Raw genomic sequence first — 23,153 nt, 5'->3', positions numbered from 1 at the left:
GGATCCCGGGATCCGCGAACCAGAACGGTCAGAGCGCGGATGGAACACGGACATCGGGCGCTCGCACGCGCCGGAGCGAGCGCCGCATCGAACTCGTGGTGCTGAACCCGGCGTGGGCAGCGACGGCGGCCGGGTCGGCGTCGTCGGCGGCGAGTGCGGCACGGAGGGCGAGCGACCGGAACCACCGTCGGAGCTCCTCGGGCGAGCAGCCGGTCGTCGCGCGGAACCGGCGCCGCACGGTGCTCGCCGACATGCCGGTGCCGCGCCGCAGCTCGTCGATCGGCACGGGGTCGCCGCCGTCGAGGAGCCGATCGATGCACGTCGTCAGGCTCGCATCCGCGAGGAACGACGGTGGGTTGTCGCCGAGCACGGTCATGACGACGACACGCGCGAGGGCGTCCCGGCGCGATGCCCTCCACCGGCCGCCGACGAGCGACGCGATGTGGGCGAGGGCGAGCACGATGTCCTCGTGCGGTGCCTCGGGTGGCTCGGTGTGGACGAGCGCGCCGAGCCCGAGCGCTTCGTCGACGAACGGGCCGAACGACGCGGTCCCGAGGTGGACGCCCGTCGGACTGCACCACGCATCGTCGGCCGTCGGCCGTCGGTGCTGGTGAGCGATCCGGGCCGGTGCCCACCGTCACCGGAACTCCCGGCGCGACGATCGCTGCGGTCCCCGGCGAGACCACCCAGACGTCGTCGCCGCGTCGGAGCCACACCTCGGTGCGGGCGGTCGACGCAACCCAGACGTGGTCGGTCGTCGAGCCGAGGTCGAGCGTCCAGCGCTCGTCGTCGGCGAGGACCTCGTCGCCGTATTGAACGTCGAGGCCGACGGCGTCCACCAGTGCTCGGAGTGCATCTTCCACGCCATGACGCTGCCATGTCGGACACCCGGGCGAGGGCGCCGGTGTCCGATCTGTGGAGCGTGCGGGTCAGCGGACCTCGGCGGAGGACCAGAGCGACCCCGCGCCGGCACCGACCGGGCGGAGCAGGGGCACGGCGACGAGGACGGCCGCCGCGAGGAACACGACCGCCTGCAGCACGCCGGGGACCGCGTACACGACGGCGAGGACCTCCTGCGCGGTGGAGGGCGGCGGGACCGTCTGTGTCAGGACGGACACGACGAACCACAGCGCCGCGGCGATCGTCACGACCCAGCCGAGCACGCGCTGCGGTCCGCGCAGACCACGGACGGTCAGCACGCCGAACGCCACGAGCGCCGCGACCCCGAACGCGATGGCGCGGCGGTCCCGGGACCGCAGGGCGGCCACGAGCACGACCGCTCCGCAGACACCCGCCACGACCGTGGCGACGAACACCGCCGCCGGCCGGTGCGGGGGATAACCCCACCTCCGGTTCGGGAGGGGGCAGGATGGGGGATCGAGCCGGTGATCGCGAGGCTTGGTGTCATGACCGACACCGCCCGCCTCGACCAGGCCGAGACCGTCCCGCTGCACGACTCCGTCCCGCCAGGAGCCACCGAACCGATGCCCGCACAGCCGAACCAGACGCCCCCGACGTGGTCGTCGACGCCGCCCGCGAGCGGCCAGGGCCCGAGCGTCCCGCCGGCACACCCGACCGCGCCCGGTGGGTCCGGATCGGGCACGGGCATGACCGCCGGTGCGTTCTACCGCGAGGCGTGGAAGCGCCTGCCGCGCGACTTCGGCTACATGGCCCTCACGGCGGTGCTGCTCTGCACGCTCTACGCCGCGTTCCCCGCGGCGATCTTCGGCGGCGGCTTCCGCGACCTCTTCAACCCGTTCGTCCTGCTGATGTTCTTCATCGCGCTGTTCGTCGCGCGGTGGCTCGGCCAGTTCGAGAAGCTCCGCATCGGGTGGGCCGACAGCCGCCCGATCCGACCGGTCGACTGGACGCCCCGGTGGCAGCAGAACTGGTGGACGCGCACGGGTTCGGCCGTCGCCAACCCGCACTACTGGCTGTACCTGCTGCACGCGGCGGTCGTGTACCCGATCGCGGCGCTCTGCACGGTGGGTGCCGGCGCACTGCTCCTCGCCGGCTTCCTCTGGCCGATCGGCCTCGCCGGGGTCGCGTTCGTGAACGGCATGAGCGCGCAGTACTTCGGGTGGGACATGACGTCCGTCGTGGGCTTCGGGTTCCTCGGACTCCTGTCGATGGCCGCCTCGGTGGTGCTCTTCCCGCTGTGGGCCCGCGGTTCCGTGATCGCGCACTTCTGGATCGACTTCGGTCTGCTCGGCGGGTTCCGTGCGGAGCAGCTCGAGCGTCGGGTCGCCGGGCTCCAGGCCTCCCGTGCCGGTGCCGTCACCGCCGAGGGCCAGGCACTCCGCCAGATCGAGCGCGACCTGCACGACGGCCCGCAGCAGCGACTCGTCCGCCTGCGCATGGACCTGTCCGCGGCCGAGCGCGCCTTCGACAAGGACCCGGTGAAGGCGAAGCAGCTCATCGGCGAGGCGTCGGAGCACGCCCAGGACGCCCTCGACGAACTGCGTGCCCTGTCCCGCGGGTTCGCACCGCCCATCCTGCTCGACCGCGGGCTCGTCGCCGCGCTCGAGGCCCTCGTCGCCCGGACCCCGATCCCCGTCGGCCTGGACGTCCGCCTGCCCGACGGGCTCGAGCTCGCGACCGAGATCCAGCGCAACGTGTACTTCACGGTGAGCGAGCTGCTGACGAACACCACGAAGCACGCCGGTGCCTCGACCGCCGGGGTGTACCTCGGACTCGTGGTCGACGCCTCCGGACTCTGGTACCTCACGGTCAGCGTCACCGACGACGGCCGCGGTGGGGCCCGCCCGCAGGAGGGGCACGGCATCGAGGGGCTGATGGGCCGGATGCGCGCCCTCGACGGCGAGCTGACGGTCTCGAGCCCCGAGGGCGGTCCGACCGAGGCGACGGCACGGATCCCGCTCGGCGCCCTGAACGGCGTGCCCACGACGCGCTCGTGAGCCCCCGGGAGCGTCCGCGCTCCCACTAGGCTGGTCGGCATGAGCGACGGCCCGGATGCAGCACGCATCCGGGCCGTCGTCGTCGACGACGCCGTGCTCCTGCGCGAAGGACTCTCGCGGGTGCTCGACGAAGCGGGCATCGACGTCATCGGGCAGTACGCCGACGCCGACTCCTTCCTCGCCACGCTCCCCGACGGTGCCCCCGACGTCGTGGTGATGGACGTGCGGATGCCACCGACCTTCACCGACGAGGGCGTCCGCGCCGCGGTCGAGACCCGGCGCCGGGCTCCGCGCACCGGCGTGCTCCTGCTGTCCCAGTACGTCGAGGCCACCTACGCCGAGGACGTTCTCGCGGCGGGCGCGACCGGCATCGGCTACCTGCTCAAGGACCGCGTCACCCGGCTCGAGGAGATCGACGACGCCGTCCGCCGCATCGCCGCCGGCGGCACCGTCCTCGACCCCGAGGTCGTCACCCAGCTCATGAGCCGCCGCCGTGATCCGCTCGCAGCGCTCACGCCGCGCGAGCGGGACGTCCTCGGGCTGATGGCCGAGGGCCGCACCAACGCCGCGATCGCCCGCGCGCTCGTGATCGGCACCGGCGCGGTCGAGAAGCACGTCTCGAGCATCTTCGGCAAGCTCGCGCTCGAGGACACGGGCGAGGACCACCGTCGGGTCCTCGCCGTGCTCGCCTACCTCGGGTGACGGCGCACCGGTGAACCGCGTCCCGGCGCCGCTCCTCGCCCTCGCGGCGATGGTGTCCGTGCAGCTCGGCGCCGCGATCGCGAAGACCCGGTTCGACGACGTCGGCTCGGTCGGTGCCGCCACACTGCGGCTCGTCATCGGGGCCGTCGTCCTCGCGCTCGTGGTCCGGCCGCGCGTCCGGCACTGGACCCGGCAGCAGTGGCTCGGTGCGATCGGCCTCGGGCTGGCGCTCGGCGGCATGAACGTCTTCATCTACGTGGCGTTCGCGAGCATCCCGATCGGGGTCGCGGTGACGATCGAGTTCCTCGGCCCGCTCGCCCTCTCCCTCGTGCACACCCGACGGTGGCGCGACGTGCTCTGGGCGGTGCTGGCGCTCGCCGGGGTCGTGCTGCTCGGGGTCGGTCCGGCGGCGGTGACCGCGGTGGGCGGTGTCGTGTTCGCCGTCCTCGCCGCGGGGTGCTGGGCGGGCTACATCGTCATGAACCGGCACGTGGGCGCCGCGATCCCCGGCGTGGACGGGCTCGCCGTGTCGATGCTCGTCGCGATGCTCGTGTCGCTGCCGTTCGGGCTCCGGTCGGCGGTCGACGGGGTCGTCCGTGAACCGGTGCTCCTCCTCGTGTTCGGCGGCGTCGCCGTGCTGTCGAGCGTCCTGCCCTACGCGCTCGAGATGCTCGCGCTCCGGCGGATGCCGACCCGTGTCTTCGGGGTGCTGCAGAGCCTCGGGCCGGCGATCGCAGCCCTCGCGGGCCTGCTGATCCTGCACGAGGCGCTCGCGCTGCTCGAGGTCGTCGCCCTCGCGTGCGTCACCGCCGCGAGCGTGGGCGTGACGCTGTCCGCGCGTCGTGGTCGGGGCGGTCGAACGGGAGGCGCGGATCCCGTTCCGTGAGTCAAGAACGTGTGCCGCGCCTCCGGAAAGACCGTCTACTCGTCGCGGAGGAAGTCCGCGTACGTGGGTTCCGTGTGTTCACCCGTCAGCAACGCCGGGTCGTTGACCCGTCGTTCGACGTAGGCCGCGATGACCTCGGGCGGGGTGAGCACGTGGGCGACCCAGGACGGCACCTCGCTCTTCTTCATGGTGCCTCCTCCCAGCGTCAGCACTCGGACCGAATGTCTCGATCAGTGAGTTACTTGCTGTACCGGTGTTCCGTAAACGATCCTCGCGATGTCGGGGGAAGTCAACGTGGTGCGTTCTGCGGACTGCGCCGCGACGCGTCGGCACGCAGGGTGCGGTGCTTCACCGCGGACCGCCACACCCACGCGTTCGCCTGCTGCCCGAACTGCGCCCACTCGACGAGTACGGCATCGCGGGTCCAGCTCTTCGCGAAGGCCTTCACGCGGACGTGGAACGTGGGGAACTGGATCCACGCCCAGACCGGCACGGGGGTGACGGCGTGGCAGACGTCCGGACCGCGGGCGTCCTCGGAGAGGGAGTAGGCGCGCGGACGCTCGACCTCCGGGTGTTCCGGGGGCTGCCACCGGTTCTCGCGACGCCGTCCCACGAGAGTATTCGAACGTGTGTTCGAACCGGCGTCAAGTCGGCCGCGCTGCCCGTGCGCACGCGGCGCCCGGGATCGGCGTGTCGACGGGCCTGCGCCGCAGGCGGGTCAGGGGTGCACGCGGCCGGTCGACTCGCGCACGCTGAGCGTCAGCGACGGCCCCGGGCGCGACGGCAGCGGCGAGCCGGCGTCGATCTGCTCGCGCAGGAGCGTCGCTGCCCGCTGCCCGAGCTCGACCGTGTCACGCGTGAGCGAGGTGATCGACGGCCGCACGAGCCGGACCATCGCCGAGTCGTCGAACGACACGATCGAGACGTCACCCGGCACGCGCACGCCCATCTCGCTCGCCACGCCCAGTCCGGCGACCGCGAGCACGTCGTTGTCGTACACGATCGCGGTGGGGCGGACGCTCCGCGAGAGCAGGGACCTGGTCGCGCTCGCCCCGGCCTCGGCGGAGTAGTCGGTCGGGATCGACACGGCGTCCTCGAGCCCCTCGGCCGCGGTGAACTCGCGGAGGCGGTCGATCCGCATCGCCGTGTGCTCGAACTCCGGTCGTCCGGCGACGTGCGCGATCCGCCGGTGCCCGAGCGCGTGGAGGTACCGCAGCACGGTGTCGGTCGCGTCGGAGTCGTCGATCCAGACCGTCGGTGCCGCGGGCTCGGCCGAGGGGTGCGACCCGACGACGACGGTGGGCATCCCGAGCTCGGTGAGCAGCGTGAGCCGGTCGTCGTCGCGGCGGGGGTCGATCACGATCACGCCGTCGACCCGGTGTCCGCGCCACCAGTCCCGGTAGGTCTGGAGCTCCTCGGCGGCGTCCCGCGCGACGAGGAGGTTCATGCCGACGTGACTGCCGGCGAGCCCGAGCTGGATCCCCGAGATGAGGTCGCCGAAGAACGACTCGGTGCCGAGTGTCCGGGCCGGCCGGTTCAGCACGAAGCCGATCGACCCGGCCTTCGCACCGCCCAGGGCCCGTGCGGCGGTGTGCGGCTGCCAGTCGAGTTCGCGGGCGATGGCCTGCACCCGCGCGCGGGTCTCGTCGGACACGCCGGGGCGGTCGTTGAGCGCGAACGAGACCGCGCTGATGGACACGCCGGCTCGTGCGGCGATGTCGGCGATCGTCGTACGACGGTTCTGGGCCACGGGGTTGACTATAACGCTTTAGTCGGAAATCATCGCTCCATTCACACGGATCGGTGACGGGGACTGAACCGGTTCAGCACGACGCGCACCACGACGAAGGAGTCACGAGCGATGAAGAACACCACACGCAGGACGACGGGACGCGCCCTCGCGATCCTCGCCGGAGCGGCCGTCACGGCCCTCGTGCTGACCGCGTGCTCGAGCGGCAGCAGCGCGGGCAGCGGCGGCGGGAGCGGCAAGGTCGACGGATCCATCACCCTGCAGACCTGGGCGCTGACCCCGACCTACACGGACTACCTCAACGGCGTGATCAAGGACTTCGAGGCGAAGTACCCGGACGCGAAGGTGAAGCTCGTCGACCAGCCCGGCGACGGCTACGCCGACAAGGTCCTCAGCCAGGCGTCGTCGAACTCCCTGCCCGACGTGATCAACCTGCCGCCGGACATCGCCCTGCCCCTCGCCAAGCGCGGCTTCCTGCAGGACGTCGCGAAGGACGACTCGAAGCTCTCGAGCACCTACGTCAAGGGCGCGCTCGCCGCGTACAACTACAAGGGCGTCGACGGCACCTTCGGCTACCCGTGGTACCTCAACACGGACGTCGACTACTGGAACAAGACGATGTTCGAGCAGTGCGGCCTCGACCCGGCGAACCCGCCGAAGACGACCGACGAGCTCTTCGCGCAGGCCGAGACCATGCACCAGAAGTGCCCGGACGACTACCTGATGAGCCGCAAGCCCGGCCTGTCGGACTTCTCGCTCGCCGGCGTCAAGATCATCAACGACCAGGGCACGAAGTTCACCTTCGCGAACTCGTCGAAGGCGGCCGACCTCATCGCGAAGTACGCGAAGGCCTACAAGGAGGGCCTGATGCCCTCGTCCGTCCTGAACACCGACTACCTCGGCAACTCCACCCTGTTCACGCAGGGCAAGGTCGCCTGGACCACCGGTGGCGCAACCGCGATCAGCGACTTCGAGAAGAACAACCCCTCGCTCAAGGGCAACATCGTCGTGTCGTCGGCCCTCGACAACCCGCCGCTCTACGTGCAGGGCCTCAGCGTCAGCGCGAAGAGCAAGCACATCGCCACGGCCGAGGCGCTCGCCGCCTTCATGACGAACGCGAAGAACCAGGAGGCCTTCGCGCACCTGGTCAACATCTTCCCGTCGACCACCTCGTCGCAGTCGGACCCGTACTTCTCGAAGGACGACGGCACCGTCGAGGCCAAGGCCCGCGTGCTCGCCAACGACGCCCTGAAGACGGCGAAGAACCTCAACCCGGTCGAGGCGAACTCGGCGATGACCGACTTCCTCGACCAGCAGATCGCGCTGGCGATGAAGGGCGGCACGACGCCCGAAAAGGCGCTGCAGACCGCGCAGACCAAGATGAACAGCCTGCTGGCGAACAGCTGATGCGCGCCAACCGCTGGTTCACGCCCTGGCTGCTCGTCCTGCCGGCGCTCGTCTGGTTGCTCGCGTTCAGTCTCTGGCCGTCGATCAACACCGTCCGGCTGTCGTTCACGAACGCCAGCCCGCTCGGGGGCGTGAGCCAGTGGGTGGGCCTCGAGAACTTCGAGACGCTGCTCGCCGACCCGCAGGTGTGGGAGGCGCTCCTCAACAGCGTCATCTACATGGCGGTGTGCCTGCCGCTGCTGACGGTGCTCCCGCTGCTCATGGCGGTGCTCGTCGAGCGGAAGCTCCCCGGCATCGCGTTCTTCCGGACCGCGTACTACACGCCGGTGATCGCCAGCGCCGTGGTCGTCGGGCTCATCTGGAACTGGATCCTCGACGACCGCGGGGTCATCAACGAGATGGCGCAGTCCCTCGGGATCGTGCAGAGCTCCATCCCGTTCCTCACCGACCGGTGGCTGCTCGTCTTCAGCGCGATCAGCCTGACGGTCTGGAAGGGCCTCGGGTACTACATGATCATCTTCCTGGCGGCCCTCGGGAACGTCGGCAAGGACCTGCACGAAGCCGCGGCCCTCGACGGCGCCGGCTCCGTCCGCCGGTTCTGGTCGGTGACCATGCCCGGTGTCCGGGGGACCATGACCCTCGTCGGCATCCTCGTGTGCGTGAGCGCGCTCCGGGTGTTCAGCGAGCTCTACATCCTCACCAACGGCACCGGCGGACCGGGCGGGCAGGACAACTCGCTCGTCATGCTCATCCAGCAGTACGCCCGCGGCTTCACCGGCAACCTCGGCTACGCGTCCGCCCTGAGCCTCCTGCTCTTCGTCGTGACGCTCATCCCGATGCTCGCCCTCGCCCGGATGAACAGCAAGGCGGACAAGTGACCAACACGACCTCGACCACCGAACCCGTCCTCGGGGGCGCCGCCGGCGCGGCCGCACCCGCGCCGGACGTGACCGGCGCGACCGACGGGAGCCGCGCCTCCCGGCCGAACGGACGCAACGGACGCAACGGACGCAACGGACGCAACGGGCGCAAGCGGCGCCGCGCCGCGTGGGGCGTCATGTCCACCCGCGAGAAGGTGCTCCGCTACGTCCTGCTCGTCGTGGTCCTCTTCATCACGATCGGGCCGTTCCTCTGGCAGCTGTCGACCTCGCTGAAGGGCACGGGGGAGGACATCTACACGGCGAACCCGTCCTTCATCCCCACGCAGCCGACCTTCGGCAACTACCTGCGGGTGGGCGAAGCGATCCCCGTGTTCGGGTACATCGGCAACTCCCTCGTCGTCGCCGCGATCGACGTGCTCGGCAACATCGTGTTCGCGACCCTCGCGGGCTTCGCGCTGGCCCGGCTGCAGTGGCGCTTCCGCAAGGCCGTGCTCGGGCTCTTCCTGGCCACCCTGGTGCTCCCGGGCGAGGCGACGATCATCTCCCAGTTCGTCACAGTGAAGGACCTCGGCCTCGCCGACTCCCTCGTCGGCGTCGCCCTGCCCGGCATGATCGCGGCGCTCAACGTCCTGCTCATGTTCAACGCGTTCCGGCAGATCCCCGAGGAGATCGACCAGGCAGCCGTGATGGACGGCGCGAACGCCCTGCAGCGGCTCCGGTACATCTCGCTGCCCGCCGTGCAGGGGACCATCGCCGTCATCGCGATCTTCTCGTTCATCGGCGCGTGGGACGACTTCCTCTGGCCGCTCATCGTGCTGCAGTCGCCGGACAAGCTGACGCTGACCGTCGGGCTGCAGTACCTGCAGGGCACGTTCGCGACCGACCAGCGCATGATCGCGGCCGGCACGATGATCGCGTTCATCCCGATCGCGGTGATCTTCGCGATCCTGCAGCGGTTCTTCTTCAAGGGCGTCGAAGAGGGCGGGGTGAAGGGCTGATGCGCTTCGGCGTCAACCACACCCCCTCGGTCGGCTGGTTCCACTCGTGGCTCGACTTCTCGCCGTCGGACACGGCGCGGGACATGGAGCAGATCGCGTCGCTCGGCGCGGACCACGTGCGGATCTTCCCGCTCTGGCCGGTCGTGCAGCCGAACCGGACGCTCATCCGGCCGTCGGCGCTCCGGGACGTCGCGACGGTCGTCGACATCGCGGGCTCGTTCGGGCTCGACGTCAACGTCGACGCGCTGCAGGGGCACCTGTCGAGCTTCGACTTCGTGCCCTCGTGGCTCGAGAGCTGGCACCGCCGGAACATGTTCACCGACCCGGACGTGGTCGCGTCGACGGCGGCCTACGTCGAGGCGCTCGCCGCGTCCGTCGCCGACAAGCCGAACCTGCTCGGGATCACCATCGGCAACGAGGTGAACCAGTTCGCGCACGCGCCGCACCCGACGCCGCACGACATCACGGCGGAGCAGGGGCACGCGTGGGCGGCAGCGATGGTCGCGGCAGCGCGGGCCGGGCTGTCGAGTCCGGTCGGCCTGGAGGCGCGGCTCGGCTCGGCACCGCCCGCCCGCCCCGGCACCGGGTCGCGTCCACGGCCCCTGGTCACCGTCGCGCAGTACGACGCGGCCTGGTACGACGACGCCCAGCCGTTCGGCCCCGAACACGCGGCCGACCACGGCGACGCGACCGTCACGCACTCGTGGGTGTTCAACGGCTCGGCGACCCTGCACGGCGCACTCGGGGCCGGCTCGGTCCGCCACGGCGAGTACCTGCTGCAGCTCGCGAGCGCGTGGAACCGCGACCCCGAGCGCCCGAACTGGCTGCAGGAGGTGGGCGCCCCGACGAACGTGGTCGACCCCGCCGACGCCGCCGCGTTCACCGAGCAGACGATTCGGCACGTGCTCGACGCGCAGCACGTGCTCGGCGTCACGTGGTGGTGCTCGCACGACGTCTCGCGGTCGCTCGCGGACTTCCCGGAGCTCGAGTACGACCTCGGCCTCTTCACGAACGACGGTCGGCTGAAGCCGGCGGGGGAGGCCTTCGCCGCCCTCGCCCGCGAGCACGGCACCCGCGGCCGGGCCGACACGACCGGTGCCGTGTCCGCGCCGCCGGCCACCGCCCTCGTGCTTGACGACGTGCTCGCGGACGGCACCGAACGCGGCGGGCTCCGGGCCGACTGCGCGCCGGGCGGCCGGTTCGCCGCCGCCTGGCTCGACCTCGCCTCGACGGCACCGGACGGACGCGGGCCCCAGGTGGTCCTGCGCTCGCGGGTCGACGACCACGCGCTGCTCGCCGCCCGGGGCATCACCCGGTACGTCGACGTCCCCGAGGACACCGCCACCGAGCTCCTGTCGGTGGCCCACCCGGCCACGATGGCCTGAGCCGCACACCCCGCACACCCCGCACACCCCGCACACCCGCACGTCCAGCAGCACCGCACGACAGGAAGGTCCCCATGCACGACGACATCCCCCTCACCACCGGCCGGGCGCGACGCGTCCTCGACGAACGCATCCTGCCGGCGGTGCACGCCACCGCGACGCCGCTCGAGACCGCGTGGCACGAGCTGCCGGGGGAGCCGATCGCGCCCGCCGCCGGGCTCGCGCTCGAGTTCACGCCGTACGAGGTGGGGACGACGTGGGGTGCAGCATGGGGGACGACGTGGTTCCGGCTGACCGGGACCGTGCCGGACGAGTGGGCCGGCCGCCGTGTGGAGGCCGTCGTCGACCTCGGCTTCGACAAGAACATGCCCGGGTTCCAGTGCGAGGGACTCGTCTACCGCGCGGACGGCACGCCTGTGAAGTCGATCAACCCCCGGAACCAGTGGGTGCTCGTCGCGGAGGAGGCCGTCGGCGGCGAGACCGTCGAGCTCTTCGTCGAGGCGGCGTCGAACCCCGTCCTGCTCGACTACCACCCCTTCCTCCCGACGCAGGAGGGCGACGTCCAGACCTCGTCGTCGACGCGCCTCTACACGAGTCGCCGGATGGACCTCGCCGTCTTCGAGTCCGAGGTGCACGAACTCGCGCTCGACATCGACGTCCTGCTCGAACTGCAGGCCGAGCTCCCGGAGGGGCCGCGGCGGATGCGGATCCTGCAGGCGCTCGACGACGCCCTCGACCGGCTCGACCTGCAGCACATCGCCGCGACCGCCCCCGAGGCCCGAGCGGCCCTCGCGGACGTCCTCGCCGCGCCCGCCGAGGCCTCCGCCCACACGATCTCCGCCGTCGGGCACGCGCACATCGACTCCGCCTGGCTCTGGCCGGTCCGCGAGACGATCCGCAAGGTCGCCCGCACCACCTCGACGATGACCGAGCTCATCGACCAGACCGACGACTTCCTGTACGGCATGTCGAGCGCGCAGCAGTACGCGTGGATCAAGGAGCACCGGCCCGAGGTCTACGCCCGGGTCAAGGCCGCCGTGGCGGCCGGACGCTTCCTGCCGATCGGCGGCATGTGGGTCGAGTCCGACACCGTGATGCCGACGGGCGAGAGCATCGTCCGTCAGTTCTCCCAGGGGCAGCGGTTCTTCGAGCGCGAGTTCGGGATCCGGCCGAAGGGGGTCTGGCTGCCGGACAGCTTCGGGTACTCCCCGGCCCTGCCGCAGCTCATGCGTCGCGCGGGCTTCGAGTGGTTCTTCACGCAGAAGATCTCGTGGAACCAGGTGAACAAGTTCCCGCACCACACCTTCCTCTGGGAGGGCATCGACGGGTCGCGGGTGTTCTCGCACTTTCCGTCGATGGACACGTACAACTCGCGGCTGTCCGGCAGCGAGGTCGCGAAGGCCTCCCGGCAGTTCCGCGAGAACCGGCTCGCCTCGGGGTCGATCGCGCCGGTCGGCTGGGGCGACGGCGGCGGTGGCACGACCCGCGAGATGACCGGCACGGCGAAGCGCCTCGCCGACCTCGAGGGGAGTGCGAAGGTCCGCTGGGAGCACCCGGACACGTTCTTCGACCGGGCGAAGTCCGAGCTGCCCGACCCGCCGGTGTGGGTGGGGGAGCTCTACCTCGAGCTGCACCGTGCGACCCTGACCAGCCAGCACGGCACGAAGCAGGGCAACCGCCGTTCCGAGCAGCTCCTCATCGAGGCCGAACTCTGGGCCACGACCGCCGCATCCCGGACCGAGTTCGAGTACCCGTACGACGAGCTCGACGCGCTCTGGCAGCAGGTCCTGCTCCAGCAGTTCCACGACATCCTGCCGGGGACCTCGATCGCGTGGGTGCACCGCGAAGCGGTCGCGAAGTACGCCGAGACGGACCGCGCCCTGACCGCGATCATCGACCAGGCGCTGTCGGCGCTCGCCGGTACCGGGGACGCGGCCGTCGTCGTGAACCCGGCCCCGTTCCTCCAGGCCGGTGCACCCGCGCAGGGCGCGGTCTTGGCGACCGACGTGCCGGAGCCGACCGCCGTGGCACTGACCGAGGAGGACGGCGGCTACGTGCTCGCCAACGACCTCGTCCGGGTCGTCGTCGACGCGCAGGGGCTCGTGACGAGCGCCGTCGACCGGGCGACCGGGCGTGAGGCGATCGCTCCCGGGCAGGCGGCGAACCTGCTGCAGCTGCACCAGGACTTCCCGAACATGTGGGACGCCTGGGACGTCGACCGGTACTACCGGAACCGGGTCGAGGACCTCGTGTCGGTCACCGGGCTGCACGGTTCGGTCGACGCGGACGGCGTCGCGCGCGTCGTCGTCGAGCGGGCGTTCGGCGACTCGACGGTCCGGCAGGAGCTCGTGCTCGCGCCGGACTCCCGCACGCTGGAGTTCGACCAGACGACCGACTGGCACGAGACCGAGAAGTTCCTCAAGGTCGCGTTCCCGCTCGACGTCCGCGCCGAGCACACCGTCGCCGAGACACAGTTCGGGGCGCAGAAGCGGGTGACGCACACGAACACCTCGTGGGAGGCCGCGAAGTTCGAGACCTCGATGCACCGCTACGTGCTCGTGTCCGAGCCGGGTTTCGGCGTCGCCCTCGTGAACGACTCGATCCACGGGTTCGACACCACGCGCGACGCCGTCGACGGGCACGTGACCACCACCGTGCGGCTCTCGCTGCTGCGGGCACCGCGGTTCCCCGACCCCGAGACCGACCAGGGCGTGCAGACGCACCGGTACGGGATCGTCATCGGCACCGACCAGCTCGGGGCGACGGCGGCCGGCGTGGTCATGAACGCCGCTGCGCGGGTGACCACCGGTGGGCACGGGTTCGACCCGCTCGTGCAGGTCTCCGGGGACGTCGTGCTGTCGAGCGTCAAGCTCGCCGACGACCGGTCCGGCGACCTGGTCGTGCGGGTGTACGAGCCGTCCGGGCAGCGGGGGACCGGCGGGATCGTGGTCGACGGCCCGTTCGGTGCGGGGGCGGAGGTCACCTTGCTCGAAGAGCCACTGGCCTCGGCCGGGACCGTCGACGCGTCCTCGTTCGCCGTCGACGCCTACGAGGTGCGGACCTTCCGCTTCCCACACAACTGAACGACCGACCCATTCAAGGAGGAATGTGATGAAGAAGACGATGAAGTTCGGCATCGTGGCGGCCATCGCCGCGATGGTCGCGGCACCACTCGTGCCGTCCGCAGCGACCGCCGTCCCGGCGCGAGCGACCGCGTCTGCGACCAGCGCGACGAAGTCCGGGCCCACGAGCATCGCGTACGTCGAGGTCAACAACGACCAGCTCGCGAACGTCGGCCGCTACCAGCTGGCGAACGGGGCGAACGCGTTCGACGTGGCGATCATCTTCGCCGCGAACATCAACTGGAACGGCTCGAAGGCCGTTCTGTACAACAACGACAAGGTGCAGGCGACGCTCGACGCCGCGGCGACGCAGATCAAGCCGCTGCAGGCCAAGGGCATCAAGGTCTCGCTGTCGATCCTCGGCAACCACCAGGGCGCCGGGATCGCGAACTTCCCGACCCAGGCCGCCGCCGCGGACTTCGCGTCCCAGGTCACCGCCACGGTCACGAAGTACGGCCTCGACGGGGTCGACCTCGACGACGAGTACTCCGACTACGGCACGAACGGCACGCCGCAGCCGAACCAGCAGTCGATCGGCTGGCTCATCACCGCGCTCCGTGCCCAGATGCCCGGCAAGCTCATCTCGTTCTACGACATCGGCCCGGCGTCCTCGTCGCTCTCGTCGTCGAGCAGCACCATCGGCTCGAAGCTCGACTACGCCTGGAACCCGTACTACGGGACCTACTCGGCGCCGTCGATCCCGGGCCTCGGGAAGGCGAAGCTGTCCGCCGCCGCGGTCGACATCCAGAACACGGCGCAGTCCACCGCGGTGTCGCTCGCACAGCGCACGAAGGCCGACGGGTACGGCGTCTTCATGACGTACAACCTGCCGGACGGTGACGTCTCGTCGTACGTGTCGTCGATGACGCAGGTGCTCTACGGGCAGGCCGCGACGTACCACTGACGTCGCGTCCGGTGCGGCGGCTCGCGCCCCGCGTCTCCTCGGCACGGTCCAGGAGGCGCGGGGCGCGTCCGTCCCGTCCCTCGCCTCCCGTCGCTGGAGCAGGATGCGCGCGTGCGCGTTGACCGTCCTGGTTCGCGGAACCCGGGATTCGTGAACCGGAACGGTCACGAACGCGGCCGAACCCGCCCGTCCGCGTGCGGTGCGCCGTACGATCGCGACGTGGAGCTCCAGTTCACCGGCGAGGTCATCGAGTGGCGCGGTCCGGCGCCGTTCTTCTACGCCGTCGTGCCGCCGGACGCCGCCGAGGTGATCCACGACCTCGCTCCGATGCTCACCTACGGCTGGGGCGTGATCCCCGCCCGCGTGACGATCGGGTCGGTGACCTGGACGACCTCGCTCTTCCCGAAGGACGGCGGGTACCTCGTGCCCCTCCGGGCCGCGGAACGTCGCCGAGCGGGTGTCGAGCTGGGCGACGAACCGGCGATCACCCTCGAGCTCGCAGGTCCCTGAGGTCCGCGGACGGTGGTCGTGCCGGGCGGGTCACCAGCGCCGACGGAGCTCGGCCGCGACCAGGTCGGTCGTCGTGCTCGTGATCGCCGGGGCCTGCTCACCGAGCGCGCGACGGAGAGCGCGTTCGCGGGCCGTGACGGCTCGGAGGGCACGGCGTTCGGCGTGCCGGAGGCTCCAGCGGACGAGCGCGGTGCCGAGCCGGTTGGTCAGGACCTCGATCGGCGAGATGGGCGGGACCGGGAGCGTGCGGGGCTGGTAGGTGGTCACGGTGTCGGCTCCTCGTCGATGATCGGGACGCTGCGGACCTGGGCGAACACGCGACGGACGCCCTCGGGCAGATCGGCCGCCTGCCCGCGGATGGCGCGGTACCGCTCGATGACGGCCTCGAACTCCCGCCACATCGCGCCGTACTCGTCGGGAGTGAGCGCGACGTAGGTCGACGACCCCGAGACGCCACGCCAGTCGGCCGGGACGGTGTCGGGGTCACGGGTGGTCCACTCGCGCACCAGGTCGTTCTCGGCGTCCATCACGGCGAGGCTCGCGAGCTGCGTCGCCGTCTGCTGCGCGGGGGAGGCCGGGCCCTCGTCGGGGCTGCCGATGCTGATCCGACCGGCGGTGCGTTCCCACCAGCGCTCGCGGGCGTTGCCGCGGTCGGGGAGCTCGTGGACGAACCCGTGGCGCTCGAGCTGCCGGAGGTGGTAGCTCGTCGAGCCGCTCGACTCGCCCAGCTTCGCGCCGAGCGACGTCGCGGTCGAGGGGCCGTTCTGGGAGAGCAGGTCGAGCAGGCGCGCCCGGAGCGGGTGCGCCAGCGCCTTGAGGGCGGCGACGTCGAGGATGCGGGTCTCGTCGGTCATGGCTCGACCGTACACCGCAAAGAGATGTTTGCAAACAGTTCGTTGCAAACACTTCCTTGCAGTCGGTTCACCGCACACCGATCGACGGCCCGGAAGGGCCGAGATCGAGGAGTGGAGGGGATGACGGGAATCGAACCCGCGTGGCCAGTTTGGAAGACTGGGGCTCTACCATTGAGCTACATCCCCGCGCCTGCGCACCAGGCGCAGCCCGACCATCGTAGCGGACGAACGAGCACCGACATGTCACCACGTACCGTGTCGTCCCGGGTCGTGCTCCCGCCGACCGACCGGAATGCCCGGCGGATCAAGCGCTCGCGCGTGCTCTCCTACGTGCTGGTCGTCCTCGCGGCGATCGTCCTCTCGTTGCGGCCGGAGCTGTTCGGGGACCCGCAGACCCAGCCCGCGCACGCGCTCCTGCACGCGTGGCGCATCGTCGCCGGCATCCTGCTCGCGGTGGCCGCGCTCGGCGTGCAGGTCGTCGTCGGCGTGCGATGGCGGACGGGCCTGCGACGACGCGCGCAGGACGACGCCGAAGACGGCTCCGAACCTGCCGGGAACCGCGCGCCCGGGGACCGCTAGACTCATCGGCGTCGCATGCGCCCCACCGGCGTGCGCGGACACCCCTGGCCCAGTCAAACGGGGCGTAGCTCAGCTTGGTAGAGCGCCCGCTTTGGGAGCGGGAGGTCGCAGGTTCAAATCCTGTCGCCCCGACCAGGACCACACGAACGTCAACCAACAGGAGAACATCCCTTGGCCACCAGCACCGTCGACAAGGTGAGCGACACCCGCGTCAAGCTCACCGTGAACGTGACGCCGGAAGATCTCAAGCCGAGCATCGACCACGCGTACAAGCACATCGCCGAGCAGATCAACATCCCCGGCTTCCGCAAGGGCAAGGTCCCGCCGGCGATCGTCGACCAGCGCGTCGGCCGCGGCGAGGTCCTGAACCACGCCGTCGGCGACGCCATCGACAACTTCTACCGCCAGGCGGTGGAGCAGCAGGAGCTGCGCATCCTCGGTCGTGCCGAGGCCGATGTCGCCGAGCTCCCGAACGTCAAGGACTTCACGGGCGACCTCGTCCTCACCTTCGAGGTGGACGTCCGCCCCGAGTTCGACCTGCCGGAGTACGACAAGTACGAGCTCACCGTCGACGCGGTCGAGGTCTCGGACGACGAGATCGAAGAGGAGCTGCAGAACCTGCGCACCCGCTTCGGCACGCTCGTCACGGTCGACCGCCCGGCGACGACGGGTGACTTCGCCCAGATCGACCTCACCGCCACCATCGGCGACGACGAGGTCGACTCGGCCACCGGCGTCTCCTACGAGATCGGCTCCGGCGACCTGCTCGAGGGCATCGACGAGGCGCTCGAGTCCCTCACCGCCGGCGAGTCCACCACCTTCGAGTCGAAGCTCGTCGGTGGCGACCGCGAAGGCGAGATCGCCCAGATCGCCGTGACCGTCACCGCCGTCAAGGAGCGCGAGCTCCCCGAGGCCGACGACGAGTTCGCGCAGATCGCCAGCCAGTTCGACACGATCGACGAGCTCAAGGCGGACCTCAAGGAGCAGATCGCGAAGTCCAAGACCTTCGGTCAGGGCGCCGCGGCTCGCGACAAGCTCGTCGAGAAGCTCATCGAGGACGTCAACATCCCGATCTCGGAGCAGCTCATCGAGGACGAGGTGCACCGTCACCTCGAGCAGGAGAACCGCCTCGAGGACGACGAGCACCGCAAGGAGGTCTCCGAGTCCAGCGAGAAGGCCTTCCGCTCGCAGATCCTGCTCGACTCGATCGCCGAGAAGGAAGAGATCCAGGTCTCGCAGGAAGAGCTCACGCAGTACCTCATCCAGGCCGCTGCGCAGTACGGCATGGAGCCGGGCGAGTTCATCAAGGTCATCGACCAGAACGGGCAGATCCCGGGCATGGTCGGCGAGGTCGCGCGCTCCAAGGCCGTCGCGACCGTCCTCTCCAAGGTGACCGTCAAGGACACCAACGGTGACGACGTCGACCTCTCCGCCTTCACGGCGGGGGTCGCGCAGACGCCTGCGGAGGACGCCGAGTAACGATCTCGCCGCCACCAGCACGACGGACGGGAGGCGCGGTGCCAGCTGGCACCACGCCTCCCGTCCCGTATTTCGGCACCACCGCATTGCCGACAGCGAACAGACGAGAAGTGGTGCGTTGCACCCGATAAGTTCGACAACAAGCGACAACTGAACGGGAGCTTTTCCATGGCCGAAGCGACACTGAACCCCAGTGTTTTTGACCGCCTTCTGAGAGACCGGATCGTGTGGCTCGGCTCCGAGGTCCGCGACGACAACTCGAACGAGATCGCAGCCAAGCTGCTGATGCTCGCCGCCGAGGACCCTGAGAAGGACATCTACCTCTACATCAACTCGCCCGGTGGCTCGATCACCGCCGGTATGGCGATCTACGACACGATGCAGTTCGTGCCGAACGACATCGTCACGGTGGGCATCGGCCTCGCCGCCTCGATGGGGCAGTTCCTGCTCTCGTCGGGCACCCCGGGCAAGCGCTACATCACCCCGAACGCGCGTGTGCTCCTGCACCAGCCGTCGGGTGGGTTCGGTGGCACGGCCGCCGACATCCAGACGCAGGCGAAGGTCATCCTCGACATGAAGCAGCGGATGGCCGAGCTCACGGCGGAGCAGACCGGCAAGTCGATCGAGCAGATCCTCAAGGACAACGACCGCGACAACTGGTTCACGGCGCAGGAAGCCCTCGAGTACGGCTTCGTCGACCACCTCCGTGCATCGTCGACCGAGGTCATCGGCGGTGGTGGCACCGTCGGCGACGGCGAGACCCTCACCGACGCGGCCGAGCCCGACGCCCAGTCCTGACCCCACCCACCGAAGAAAAGGAAACGAGAATGCATCTCCCCATGCTCGGTGGCGCGCAGAACGTCCCGGCCCCCACTGATCGGTACATCCTGCCGAGCTTCGAAGAGCGCACGGCCTACGGCTACAAGCGGCAGGACCCGTACGCGAAGCTGTTCGAGGACCGCATCGTGTTCCTCGGCGTCCAGGTCGACGACGCGTCGGCCGACGACGTCATGGCCCAGCTGCTCGTGCTCGAGTCGATGGACCCGGACCGCGACATCGTGATGTACATCAACTCGCCCGGTGGCTCGTTCACCGCGATGACGGCGATCTACGACACGATGCAGTACATCCGTCCGCAGATCCAGACGGTCTGCCTCGGTCAGGCTGCCTCGGCGGCGTCGGTGCTCCTCGCTGCCGGCACCCCCGGCAAGCGTCTGGCGCTCCCGAACGCCCGCGTGCTCATCCACCAGCCGGCGGTCCAGCAGGGCGGCGGTCAGGCCTCCGACATCGAGATCCAGGCAGCGGAGATCCTCCGCATGCGCACCTGGCTCGAGGAGACCCTGTCGAAGCACTCGAACCGCACGCCGGAGCAGGTCAACAACGACATCGAGCGCGACAAGATCATGTCCGCCGAAGAGGCGCTCGAGTACGGCCTGATCGACCAGGTCCTCACGAGCCGCAAGAACCTGCCGGCGCTCGTCAAGTAGGACCGGCGTCCCGCACGACGAAGGCCCCGCACCGATCGGTGCGGGGCCTTCGTCGTGCGGTGCGGTCAGTCGTCGGTGGGGTCGTCGTCGGCCGCGGGGGCGGGGCGACGACGCAGGAGCAGCAGGAGCGCGACGACGAGCCCGACGAGCACGACGCCGCCGGCACCGATCCAGAGGGCGTCGGACGTCGTGGAGTCGGTGTCGCCCGAGGCGGTGCCCGTGGTGTCGGCACTGGCACTCGCCGCACTGCCGGCCGTGGCGCAGACGGGCGGGGTGGACGAGCCCTTCGCCGGGGTGAACCCGGCGGGGGCGTCCCACGTGAAGCGGTACTCGTCGGACACGGTGTGCCCGTCGGCGGAGACGATCTGCCACTCGACGGTGTACTTCCCCGAGGCGCCGAGTGCGGCCGTCGTGGTCATCGAGGGGCCGTCCACGTCGAGGCAGCCGTCCTCGTAGTACTTCCCGTCGGGGCCGACGATCCGGTAGGCGAAGCCCGAGTTCGTGTCGTCGATGTCGAGCAGCTTGTCGTTCGTCGTGATCTCGAAGGCCTTCGGCAGCGCGGTCAGCGTGCCGTCGACCTTCGGGGTCGAGGCGATCATGTAGTTGTGCGCGCTGGCGGGGCCGGCCAGGCCGAGGACCGCACCGCCTGCGATGGCGAGGGTGGCGGCGACACCGGCACCGCGCCTCCAGGCCCGCCGGAGGCGCGGTGACCGCTCCGTCGATGTGACGCGCCTCGTCGACGCGACGCGCCCCTTCGACGTGTCGCGCTCCGTCACTTGGAGGCGCTCCGACGGCGGGTGCCGGCGACGGCGACGACCAGGGCGGCTGCGCCGAGCACCAGGCCGCCGAGGCCGAGGAAGCGTCCGACGAGGTCGGGGTCGGCGGGCGTGGACTCCGCTGCCGCTGCGGCCGTGGGGGTGGCGGCGACCGGGTCACCGTCGTCGTCGGTGGCCTCGGCCGCGGTCAGCGTGATCGAGGGCGCGGGGTGCTCGGGCTCGGCTTCTCCGGCCTTCTGCTCCTGGTTCCACTCGACGGAGCCCTTCTCGCAGGTCTGCAGGACGGGGAACTCGACGAGGTCGCCGGGCTTGCCGTCCGGCAGGGAGAAGGACAGCGCGAAGGTGTCGCGCTCGTCGGCGGGGAGCGGGGTCTTCGCCGTGTAGGTGATGCTCGTGACGCGTTCGCCCGCGTCCTCGGCGGACTCGTCGTCCGCAGAGGCCGACGGGCTCGTGTACGGCGCCGTGGCCTTCGTGATCGTCCAGTTCGGGTTGACGGTCGGCGTGACCTCGATGACGGACTCCGGCACCTGGAACTCGATCTTCGTCGTGGGGGAGCCGTCGCAGCCGTGCGGGACCGAGAAGGTCGCCGTCGTGTACGAGTTCGCCGCGGTCGAGGTGGCCGTCGCCGAGACGTGGGCGCTGGCGACACCCGCGGTGCCGAGGACGATCGCAGCGGTGACGCCGAGGGTCGCGGTGCCGACGACGGCGAGGCGCTTGGACATGGGGTTCCTTCCGGGACTGCGGGTCCTCCGACCCGCGACTGCGGTTCTACAACTTGTAGAGAAGTCGTGGACACGGTAGCAGGATCGAACGCCCTGGGCGAACGCGCCGGGCGAAACCGGCTCGGCGTCGCGGTCGGTGTCACCGGTTGCGATTAGGCTCGGTACGAGTCGGGCAGGTCGTCGACCTGCATCGGTCTACCAAGGAGGGCACCGACATGGCACGCATCGGAGAGAGCGCTGACCTGCTCAAGTGCTCCTTCTGCGGCAAGAGCCAGAAGCAGGTCCAGCAGCTGATCGCCGGTCCCGGGGTGTACATCTGCGACGAGTGCGTCGAGTTGTGCAACGAGATCATCGAAGAGCGACTGGCCGAAGCCGGCGAGGACACCGCCAGCGGTGACTTCGAGCTCCCCAAGCCGCGCGAGATCTTCGACTTCCTGCAGGAGTACGTCATCGGGCAGGACCCGGCGAAGCGCTCCCTCGCAGTGGCGGTCTACAACCACTACAAGCGCATCCGCGCGCAGGGGCAGATCACCGCAGCCGAAGACCGTGACGACATCGAGATCGCGAAGTCGAACATCCTGCTCATCGGGCCGACCGGCTGCGGCAAGACCTACCTCGCCCAGACCCTCGCGAAGCGGCTCAACGTGCCCTTCGCCGTCGCGGACGCCACTGCCCTGACCGAGGCCGGGTACGTCGGCGAAGACGTCGAGAACATCCTGCTCAAGCTCATCCAGGCAGCCGACTACGACGTGAAGCGTGCCGAGACCGGCATCATCTACATCGACGAGGTCGACAAGATCGCCCGCAAGGCCGAGAACCCGTCGATCACGCGCGACGTCTCGGGCGAAGGCGTGCAGCAGGCGCTGCTCAAGATCCTCGAGGGCACGGTCGCCTCCGTCCCGCCGCAGGGCGGTCGGAAGCACCCGCACCAGGAGTTCATCCAGATCGACACGACGAACGTGCTGTTCATCGTGGCGGGGGCGTTCGCCGGGCTCGAGGACATCGTCTCGTCGCGCGTCGGCAAGCGGGGCATCGGCTTCGGTGCACCCCTGCACAGCCCGCTCGACCAGCAGGACCTCTACGCCGACGTCCTGCCGGAGGACCTGCACAAGTTCGGGCTCATCCCGGAGTTCATCGGGCGTCTCCCCGTCGTGACCACGGTGTCGCAGCTCGACCAGTCGGCGCTCATGCAGATCCTGACCGAGCCGAAGAACGCGCTCGTGAAGCAGTACCAGCGGATGTTCCAGATCGACGGGGTGGAGCTCGAGTTCGATCGGGGTGCGCTCGAGGCGATCGCTGATCTCGCGGTACTGCGGCAGACGGGTGCTCGTGGGCTCCGGGCGATCCTCGAAGAGGTGCTCGGGCCGGTGATGTTCGACGTGCCGTCGGACGACGATGTCGCACGCGTCGTGATCACCCGCGAGTCGGTGCTCGAGAACGCTGCGCCGACGATCGTCCCGCGGCCGAGGGCGAAGCGCGTCGAGAAGTCCGCGTAGCGCAGGGCGCGCGGCGCGCGCTTGCGCGCCCTGCTGCGCTTCGCGCGCTTGCGCGCCGCGCGCGAGCTGGCGTCTCGCGCGGCGGCTGGCGTCGGGCGCACGTTCGAACCACGTTTCCGACGTCGAACCGGCCTTCGGTTGCGGTTCGACGTCGGATTCGTGGTTCGACGCTGCGCGTCGGCGCGCGGCGCACAACGCAAGTCACCCCGAGCCGCGCATGCGCGCGGTTCGGGGTGACTTTGATTGTGCGCCGGCAGCTTGCGCCGCGCGCCGCGCCGCGCGCCGCGCGCCGCGCCG

24 protein-coding genes and 2 tRNA genes are annotated in these 23,153 nt (G+C 70.3%); 16 read left to right on the top strand and 10 right to left on the bottom strand.

Going from position 1 to position 23,153, the window contains the following annotated elements; all coding sequences use genetic code 11:
• Nucleotides 1-28: 28 nt before the first annotated feature.
• Together WFH25_RS08315 and WFH25_RS08310 are read right to left on the bottom strand one after the other, a co-directional pair.
• On the bottom strand, nt 29-460 hold the full coding sequence (locus WFH25_RS08315; protein ID WP_336697367.1) for a helix-turn-helix domain-containing protein: 432 nt from the start codon (nt 458-460) through the stop codon (nt 29-31).
• Between the two features lie 469 nt (nt 461-929).
• On the bottom strand, nt 930-1,316 hold the full coding sequence (locus WFH25_RS08310; RefSeq protein ID WP_336697365.1) for a hypothetical protein: 387 nt from the start codon (nt 1,314-1,316) through the stop codon (nt 930-932).
• Between the two features lie 90 nt (nt 1,317-1,406).
• Here WFH25_RS08310 and WFH25_RS08305 point away from each other — a divergent pair, with 90 nt between their 5' ends.
• Genes WFH25_RS08305 through WFH25_RS08295 form a run of 3 tightly spaced genes read left to right on the top strand, consistent with a single transcriptional unit; the run spans nt 1,407 to nt 4,506 of the window.
• Nucleotides 1,407-2,918 (top strand): sensor histidine kinase, encoded by a 1,512-nt coding sequence (locus tag WFH25_RS08305; protein WP_336697364.1) that lies wholly within the window; start codon nt 1,407-1,409, stop codon nt 2,916-2,918.
• A gap of 39 nt (nt 2,919-2,957) precedes the next feature.
• Nucleotides 2,958-3,620, top strand: coding sequence for a response regulator transcription factor (locus tag WFH25_RS08300; RefSeq protein ID WP_070416588.1), 663 nt, complete (start codon nt 2,958-2,960; stop codon nt 3,618-3,620).
• Nucleotides 3,621-3,630: 10 nt separating this feature from the next.
• Entirely contained in the window at nt 3,631-4,506 is an 876-nt protein-coding gene (locus tag WFH25_RS08295) for an EamA family transporter (protein WP_336697363.1), read from the top strand.
• Nucleotides 4,507-4,541: 35 nt separating this feature from the next.
• On the opposite strand, the gene WFH25_RS08290 is transcribed toward WFH25_RS08295, so the two are convergent.
• From WFH25_RS08290 to WFH25_RS08280, 3 genes are all read right to left on the bottom strand, one after another.
• Complete coding sequence (locus tag WFH25_RS08290) at nt 4,542-4,694, bottom strand: hypothetical protein (RefSeq protein WP_156794738.1); 153 nt, start codon at nt 4,692-4,694, stop codon at nt 4,542-4,544.
• A 101-nt stretch (nt 4,695-4,795) separates the two neighbouring features.
• Nucleotides 4,796-5,119 (bottom strand): hypothetical protein, encoded by a 324-nt coding sequence (locus WFH25_RS08285; protein ID WP_336697361.1) that lies wholly within the window; start codon nt 5,117-5,119, stop codon nt 4,796-4,798.
• Between the two features lie 105 nt (nt 5,120-5,224).
• On the bottom strand, nt 5,225-6,256 hold the full coding sequence (locus WFH25_RS08280; RefSeq protein ID WP_336697360.1) for a LacI family DNA-binding transcriptional regulator: 1,032 nt from the start codon (nt 6,254-6,256) through the stop codon (nt 5,225-5,227).
• A gap of 111 nt (nt 6,257-6,367) precedes the next feature.
• On the opposite strand from WFH25_RS08280, the gene WFH25_RS08275 reads away from it, so the two are divergent.
• The 7 genes from WFH25_RS08275 to WFH25_RS08245 all read left to right on the top strand — a co-directional run bounded on the left by WFH25_RS08275 (nt 6,368) and on the right by WFH25_RS08245 (nt 15,463).
• Nucleotides 6,368-7,663 carry an ABC transporter substrate-binding protein gene (locus tag WFH25_RS08275; RefSeq protein ID WP_336697359.1) on the top strand — a complete coding sequence of 432 codons (1,296 nt, stop codon included), beginning with the start codon at nt 6,368-6,370 and terminating at the stop codon, nt 7,661-7,663.
• Nucleotides 7,663-8,541: a carbohydrate ABC transporter permease gene (locus WFH25_RS08270; protein ID WP_071295894.1), complete on the top strand. Its 879-nt coding sequence runs from the start codon at nt 7,663-7,665 to the stop codon at nt 8,539-8,541. The genes WFH25_RS08275 and WFH25_RS08270 overlap by 1 nt, the downstream gene beginning before the upstream one ends.
• Nucleotides 8,538-9,542 carry a carbohydrate ABC transporter permease gene (locus WFH25_RS08265; protein WP_336697358.1) on the top strand — a complete coding sequence of 335 codons (1,005 nt, stop codon included), beginning with the start codon at nt 8,538-8,540 and terminating at the stop codon, nt 9,540-9,542. The genes WFH25_RS08270 and WFH25_RS08265 overlap by 4 nt, the downstream gene beginning before the upstream one ends.
• On the top strand, nt 9,542-10,927 hold the full coding sequence (locus WFH25_RS08260) for a glycoside hydrolase 5 family protein (protein ID WP_336697357.1): 1,386 nt from the start codon (nt 9,542-9,544) through the stop codon (nt 10,925-10,927). The genes WFH25_RS08265 and WFH25_RS08260 overlap by 1 nt, the downstream gene beginning before the upstream one ends.
• A gap of 74 nt (nt 10,928-11,001) precedes the next feature.
• On the top strand, nt 11,002-14,010 hold the full coding sequence (locus WFH25_RS08255) for an alpha-mannosidase (RefSeq protein ID WP_336697356.1): 3,009 nt from the start codon (nt 11,002-11,004) through the stop codon (nt 14,008-14,010).
• Between the two features lie 28 nt (nt 14,011-14,038).
• Nucleotides 14,039-14,953 (top strand): endo-beta-N-acetylglucosaminidase H, encoded by a 915-nt coding sequence (locus tag WFH25_RS08250; RefSeq protein ID WP_336697355.1) that lies wholly within the window; start codon nt 14,039-14,041, stop codon nt 14,951-14,953.
• Nucleotides 14,954-15,172: 219 nt separating this feature from the next.
• Nucleotides 15,173-15,463, top strand: coding sequence for a DUF1905 domain-containing protein (locus tag WFH25_RS08245; protein ID WP_070416579.1), 291 nt, complete (start codon nt 15,173-15,175; stop codon nt 15,461-15,463).
• Nucleotides 15,464-15,493: 30 nt separating this feature from the next.
• Here the strand turns inward: WFH25_RS08245 and WFH25_RS08240 are convergent, their stop codons facing one another.
• From WFH25_RS08240 to WFH25_RS08230, 3 genes are all read right to left on the bottom strand, one after another.
• A complete protein-coding gene (locus WFH25_RS08240) occupies nt 15,494-15,730 on the bottom strand; it encodes a hypothetical protein (RefSeq protein WP_336697353.1) in 237 nt (78 codons plus the stop codon).
• Nucleotides 15,727-16,317, bottom strand: a complete 591-nt coding sequence (locus tag WFH25_RS08235; RefSeq protein ID WP_071295888.1) for an ArsR/SmtB family transcription factor — start codon at nt 16,315-16,317, stop codon at nt 15,727-15,729. Before WFH25_RS08235 ends, WFH25_RS08240 begins: the two co-directional genes overlap by 4 nt.
• 112 nt (nt 16,318-16,429) lie before the next feature.
• Nucleotides 16,430-16,503 (bottom strand) — tRNA-Gly (locus tag WFH25_RS08230).
• Nucleotides 16,504-16,557: 54 nt separating this feature from the next.
• Here WFH25_RS08230 and WFH25_RS08225 point away from each other — a divergent pair.
• The 5 genes from WFH25_RS08225 to WFH25_RS08205 all read left to right on the top strand — a co-directional run bounded on the left by WFH25_RS08225 (nt 16,558) and on the right by WFH25_RS08205 (nt 19,862).
• Nucleotides 16,558-16,896 (top strand): hypothetical protein, encoded by a 339-nt coding sequence (locus tag WFH25_RS08225; protein WP_336697352.1) that lies wholly within the window; start codon nt 16,558-16,560, stop codon nt 16,894-16,896.
• Between the two features lie 58 nt (nt 16,897-16,954).
• Nucleotides 16,955-17,031: transfer RNA gene (locus WFH25_RS08220), tRNA-Pro, on the top strand.
• 36 nt (nt 17,032-17,067) lie between these two features.
• Nucleotides 17,068-18,375, top strand: coding sequence for a trigger factor (tig, locus tag WFH25_RS08215; protein ID WP_336697351.1), 1,308 nt, complete (start codon nt 17,068-17,070; stop codon nt 18,373-18,375).
• A gap of 168 nt (nt 18,376-18,543) precedes the next feature.
• Nucleotides 18,544-19,173, top strand: coding sequence for an ATP-dependent Clp protease proteolytic subunit (locus tag WFH25_RS08210; RefSeq protein WP_336697350.1), 630 nt, complete (start codon nt 18,544-18,546; stop codon nt 19,171-19,173).
• A 29-nt stretch (nt 19,174-19,202) separates the two neighbouring features.
• On the top strand, nt 19,203-19,862 hold the full coding sequence (locus WFH25_RS08205; RefSeq protein ID WP_070416572.1) for an ATP-dependent Clp protease proteolytic subunit: 660 nt from the start codon (nt 19,203-19,205) through the stop codon (nt 19,860-19,862).
• A 65-nt stretch (nt 19,863-19,927) separates the two neighbouring features.
• On the opposite strand, the gene WFH25_RS08200 is transcribed toward WFH25_RS08205, so the two are convergent.
• Both WFH25_RS08200 and WFH25_RS08195 read right to left on the bottom strand, forming a co-directional pair.
• Complete coding sequence (locus WFH25_RS08200; RefSeq protein WP_336697349.1) at nt 19,928-20,638, bottom strand: copper resistance CopC family protein; 711 nt, start codon at nt 20,636-20,638, stop codon at nt 19,928-19,930.
• A complete protein-coding gene (locus WFH25_RS08195) occupies nt 20,635-21,360 on the bottom strand; it encodes a YcnI family copper-binding membrane protein (RefSeq protein WP_336697348.1) in 726 nt (241 codons plus the stop codon). The genes WFH25_RS08200 and WFH25_RS08195 overlap by 4 nt, the downstream gene beginning before the upstream one ends.
• A gap of 215 nt (nt 21,361-21,575) precedes the next feature.
• Between WFH25_RS08195 and clpX the strand changes: the two genes are divergently transcribed.
• Complete coding sequence (clpX, locus tag WFH25_RS08190; RefSeq protein ID WP_022907244.1) at nt 21,576-22,856, top strand: ATP-dependent Clp protease ATP-binding subunit ClpX; 1,281 nt, start codon at nt 21,576-21,578, stop codon at nt 22,854-22,856.
• Nucleotides 22,857-23,153 lie beyond the last annotated feature (297 nt).

Source organism: Curtobacterium sp. USHLN213, assembly GCF_037144815.1.
In the GTDB taxonomy this organism is placed as follows: domain Bacteria; phylum Actinomycetota; class Actinomycetes; order Actinomycetales; family Microbacteriaceae; genus Curtobacterium.
The sequence above is the reverse complement of the archived record's forward strand: the minus strand, read 5'-3'. Positions and strand labels throughout refer to the sequence as shown.